1 protein-coding gene is annotated in these 1248 nt (G+C 71.3%); it reads right to left on the bottom strand.

The features are described 5' to 3' along the window. Nucleotides 1–1248 (bottom strand): beta strand repeat-containing protein (locus tag DS837_RS31815; protein ID WP_425599284.1); only part of this gene is annotated, 1248 nt, incomplete at both ends.

The raw sequence follows: 1248 nt of genomic DNA, 5'->3' as shown, positions 1-1248 counted from the left end.
TCAGGGTGACCGCGTCGTTGTAGGTCTGGGCGCCCGTGGTGGTGACGTTGCGCAGGCTGCTGGTGCCGCCGGCGTCGGTGGTCAGGCTGGCCAGAGCCGTCGTGCCGCCCACCGTGCCGGTGAACTGTGTCGCGCCCTTGCTGTTGATGACCAGGGCCTGGGCGCCGTCCACCGTGCCGGCGAACAGCACGCTCGACCCGCCGTTGACCGTCGTGTCGCCGGCCAGCGTCGCCGCACCGTTGGCGGTGAAGGCCCCGCTGGTGGTGGCGTAGGTGCCGTTCAGGGTGACCGCATCGTTGTAGGTCTGCGCCCCTGTCGTGGTGACGTTGCGCAGGCTGCTGGTGCCGGTGGCGTCGGTGGTCAGGCTCATCAGCGCCGTCGTGCCGCCCACCGTGCCGGTGAACTGCGTTGCGCCCTTGCTGTTGATGACCAGGGCCTGGGCGCCGTCCACCGTGCCGGCGAACAGCACGCTCGACCCGCCGTTCACCGTCGTGTCGCCGCCCAGCGTCGTCGCACCGTTGGCGGTGAAGGCGCCGCTGGTGGTGGTGTAGGTGCCGTTCAGGGTGACTGCGTCGTTGTAGGTCTGGGCGCCCGTGGTGGTGACGCTGCGCAGGCTGCTGGTGCCGGTGGCGTCGGTGGTCAGGCTGGCCAGAGCCGTCGTGCCGCCCACCGTGCCGGTGAACTGCGTCGTGCTCTTGTTGTTGACCGCCAGGGCGTAGGCGCCGTCCACCGTGCCGCTGAACAGCACGCTCGACCCGCCGTTCACCGTGGTGTCGCCGGCCAGCGTCGCCGCACCGCTGGCGGTGAAGGCGCCGTTGGTGGTGGTGTAGGTGCCGTTCAGCGTCGTGGCGGCGCCGTGGGTCTGGGCGCCTGTGGTGGAGACATTCAGGAAGCTGGCCGTGGCGCCCGCGTTGGTGGTCAGGCTGGCGAGCGCCGTCGTGCCGCCCACCGCCGCGTTGAACTGCGTCGTGCCCGTTCCGGCGATGGTCAGCGCCTGGGCGCCGTTCACCGCGCCGTTGAAGGTGGCCGTCCCGGCGTTCACCGTCGTCGCCCCAGCCAGCGTGGTCGCCGCGTTGGCGGTGACCGTGCCGCCCGTGTAGGTGCCGTCCAGGGTGACCGCATCGTTGTAGGTCTGGGCGCCCGTGGTGGTGACGCTGCGCAGGCTGCTGGTGCCGGTGGCGTCGGTGGTCAGGCTGGCCAGAGCCGTCGTGCCGCCCACCGTGCCGGTGAACTGCGTCGTGCTCTTGT

It is taken from the genome of Azospirillum brasilense (assembly GCF_008365405.1).
GTDB classification, from domain to species: Bacteria; Pseudomonadota; Alphaproteobacteria; order Azospirillales; family Azospirillaceae; genus Azospirillum; species Azospirillum brasilense_D.
Note: the sequence above shows the minus strand (reverse complement) of the source record. Positions and strands in the feature narration are given on the sequence as shown.